The following is a 3,683-nucleotide window of genomic DNA, read 5'->3' on the forward strand; positions in this document are numbered from 1 at the left end:
AAGTCCTTCCAGGTGTGGCCCTTCGATTGCATCGTGGCCTTAAGCTCGGCAGCCGCCTTGGCTTCGCCGCCCGAGGTCCACCAGTGCAGAACTTCCACCTCACCGGCTTGCGCCAGCGTGGCAGTCATCAGGCCGGCGGCCATCATCGCGAGGCTCAAGCCGCGCACGGTACGTTGGGAAATCGACATGCATGTCTCCTGGGGGTCAGAGTTATGGAGCCTGACGTATCAAGCGGTGGCGATGTTAATGTTTCATTAATGTTCTAACAATAGAACATGAACCTGGGACTTACCCGGGGTCGGACATCCGGCCGCGCAGCCGGCTCTTGCACAATCTCGGGCCCTATGAAGACGCCATCCCACCCGTCCCATCGTTTCGACCGCCTCGACGCGCTGCGCGCGGTCGCCATCCTGTGGATGGCCGCGTTCCATTTCTGCTTCGACCTCAACTACTACCACTTCATCCGCCAGAGCTTCACCACCGATCCGTTCTGGCTGGTGCAGCGCACCTGCATCGTCACGCTGTTCCTGTTCTGCGCCGGCTTCGGGCAGGCGGTGGCCTGGGAGCAGGGCCAGGGCTGGCCGCGCTTCTGGCGGCGCTGGGCGCAGGTGGCGGGCTGCGCGCTGCTGGTGAGCGCGGGCTCGTACCTGATGTTCCCGCGCAGCTTCATCTACTTCGGCGTGCTGCACGGCATCGCGGTGATGCTGGTCATCACGCGGGTCACCGCGAATGCGGGGCGCTGGCTGTGGCTGGCGGGCGCCATCGCGATCGCGCTGCCGCGGCTGGTGCAGCACCCGTGGTTCGACACCCGGCTCACGAACTGGATCGGCCTGATCACGCACAAGCCGGTGACCGAGGACTACGTGCCGCTGCTGCCGTGGATCGGCGTGATGTGGTGGGGCCTGGCCGCCGGGCAATGGGTGCTCGCGAACCGGCGCGAGTGGGTCACCGGCGCGCTGCCGAAGGCGCTGCATCCGTTCGCGGTGCTGGGGCGCTGGTCGCTGAGCTTCTACATGGTCCACCAGCCGGTGCTGATCGGCCTGCTGCTGCTCGCGACGATGCTGCGCCGCTAGGTCCGTCGACGCGATGGGGGGCCGCAACCTGTGATACACAGCAGGTTCGCTCTCCGCCGCGTCCGTCGGCGGTTATCGGAGAACGGATGACGCGTTTGTCGGTTYAGCAGCTCGCGACGGCGGGCTTCGTCGTCGCGGTGGCGTCCATCCTCACGCTGGCAGGCATCGGGTGGAACTTCGCACGCCAGACGCTCGAGGCCTCGGCCTTCGTGGGCCACACGCACCAGGTGATCGGCGTGACATCCGACATCCAGTCGGACATCTACCGTGCCGAGTCGGCCCAGCGGGCCTTCCTCGCGACCCGCAATCCGGTCTACATCGACGAGCGTGACGCCACGCTCGCCGTCATCGACACCGGCCTGCGCCAGTTCGCGTGGCTCACCGCCGACAACCCGAGGCAGCAGGCGCGCATGTCGGAGCTGCGCGGCGAGGTCGCGGCGCGCGTGCAGATCTTCCACGAGAACGAGGTGCTGGTGCCGAACGAGTCGCCGCAGGCGTTCGACGAGCGCCTCAACCGGGGCGTGCGGCGGCTGGAGCGCATCCGCGCGCTGCTCGACCAGATCAACACCGAGGAGCGGCGCCTGCTGGCCGAGCGCGAGGGCGTCGAGGACCAGCGCTCGCAGTCGACCGTCACCACCTTCATCGCGTTCCTGGCCACCCTCGTGCTGTTGCTGGGCGCGATCGCCTGGCGGCTGCGGCGCGACTGGGCCGCGCGCCAGCAGGCCGAGCAGGCGGTGGCCGAGGAGCGGCGCTACGACGCGCTGCATTCCCGCGCGTTGACGCTCTACAACGCGCAGTCGACGCGCGAGGTGGTGCTGGCCGAGACGCTGGCGCTGATCGGCGAGAACCCGCTGTTCCCGGTGGCGGTGTTCTACGAGCACGAGGAATGGGGCGGCGTGCTGCGCGCGGTGGCGCGGCACCAGGCGCCGGCCGACCTGAAGGGCGTGCTGCGCATCGACGACGGCCCGGTCGGCGCGGTGGCGCGCAGCGGCAAGCCGGCCTACTTCGACCGCTTCGACGCGGCCAGCGGCCTGCGCATCGAGACCGGCCTGGCCACGCTGCACCCGGCCGCGCTGCTGATCTGCCCGGTCAGCTACCAGGGGCGGCTGATCGGCGTGCTGGCGCTGGCCGCCTCGGCGCCGCTGTCGGCGCGCGACCGCGGCTTCATCGAGCGCCTGTGCTCGCAATTCGCGGTGGCGCTGCACAACCTCGGCCAGCTGCAGGAGCTGAACCTGCTGGCCGAGCAGCTGCGCGTGCGCGGCGAGGACATCCAGCTCAAGAACGCCGAGCTGGAAAAGGCCAACCGCATGAAGAGCGAGTTCCTCGCCAACATGTCGCATGAGCTGCGCACGCCGCTGAACGCGGTGATCGGCTTCTCGGGGCTGATGAAGGACGGCCTGGCCGGCGACATGAACGCCGAGCAGCTGGAGTACACGAACGACATCCACGCCAGCGGCAGGCACCTGCTGAGCCTGATCAACGACATCCTCGACCTGTCGAAGGTCGAGTCGGGCCACATGCCGCTCGAGCTGAGCGCGGCCGAGCCGTCGCACATCATGACGAGCGCGGTGTCGCTGATGCGCGAGAAGGCGGCCACGCAGCGGCTGCGGCTGAACGCGGTGTGCGCGCCCGACATGGGCAGCCTGCAGCTGGACCTGCGCAAGGCCAAGCAGATCGTCTTCAACCTGCTGTCCAACGCGATCAAGTTCACGCCCGAGGGCGGCGTGGTCACGCTGTCGATGAAGCGGGTGGCGCGCGCCGATGTCGACGGCGTGCTCGAGGCGCAGGACACGCGGATGTTCCGGCCGGCCGAGCGCACGCTGCCGTCGTTCCTGGAGATCCGCATCGAGGACTCCGGCATCGGCATCGCGCCCGACGGCATCCTGCGGCTGTTCCAGCCCTTCGTGCAGATCGATTCGTCGCTGTCGCGCGAGTACGAGGGCACCGGCCTCGGGCTGATGATGGTCAAGCGGCTGGTCGAACTGCACGGCGGCGGGCTGATGCTGCGCAGCACGCCGAACGCCGGCACGACCTTCGCGGTCTGGCTGCCGTGGCGGCCGGCCGGCGAGGAAGCGCAGCAGGCGCCGCGCGAGGAGTTGCCGGCCGGGCTGCCCGCAGTCGATGGCACGCCGAACGGCACGCCGCGCGATGCCGGGCCCGATGCACCGCTGATCCTCGTCGTCGAGGACGACCCGCGCACTGCGACGCTGGTGCGCGCGCAGCTGGAGTCCGACGGCTACCGCGTCGAGGTCGCGCGCAGTGCCGAGGACGGCCTGGCGCGGGCCGCGCAACTGCTGCCGGCCGCGCTGGTGCTCGACATCATCCTGCCCGGCCGCGACGGCTGGGACCTGCTGTCGCAGCTGAAGGAGCAGGCGCAGACGCAGCACATCCCGGTTGTCATCGTGTCGATCACCGCCGAGGCGCGGCGCGGCTTCGCGCTCGGTGCATCGCAGGTGCTGACCAAGCCGGTCTCGAAGGACGACCTGCTGGCCGCGCTGGCAGCGCTCGGCCTGGACGGGCAGCTGCCGGCGGCGCGCGTGCTGGTGGTGGACGACGACCCGAAGGCCGTCACGCTGGTCGGCAAGCACCTGCAGTCGGCCGGCTTCGTTC

2 protein-coding genes and 1 pseudogene are annotated in these 3,683 nt (G+C 69.4%); 2 read left to right on the top strand and 1 reads right to left on the bottom strand.

Annotated elements, in window-relative coordinates; genetic code table 11:
- Positions 1-146 (bottom strand): annotated as a pseudogene (locus AC1D12_RS27910) (sugar ABC transporter substrate-binding protein); the annotation flags it as partial.
- A gap of 198 nt (positions 147-344) precedes the next feature.
- On the opposite strand from AC1D12_RS27910, the gene AC1D12_RS27915 reads away from it, so the two are divergent.
- Positions 345-1,073, top strand: a complete 729-nt coding sequence (locus AC1D12_RS27915; protein WP_047513342.1) for an acetyltransferase domain-containing protein — start codon at positions 345-347, stop codon at positions 1,071-1,073.
- A gap of 86 nt (positions 1,074-1,159) precedes the next feature.
- Positions 1,160-3,683: ATP-binding protein (locus tag AC1D12_RS27920; protein ID WP_477844332.1), on the top strand; the 2,524-nt coding region annotated here is incomplete at its 3' end.

The organism is Rhizobacter sp. P1_G5, from assembly GCF_056405435.1.

Excerpts from the sequence above, each read along its gene's own strand:
- AC1D12_RS27915 (WP_047513342.1), top strand. The coding sequence starts at position 345 with ATGAAGACGCCATCCCACCCGTCCCATCGTTTCGACCGCCTCGACGCG.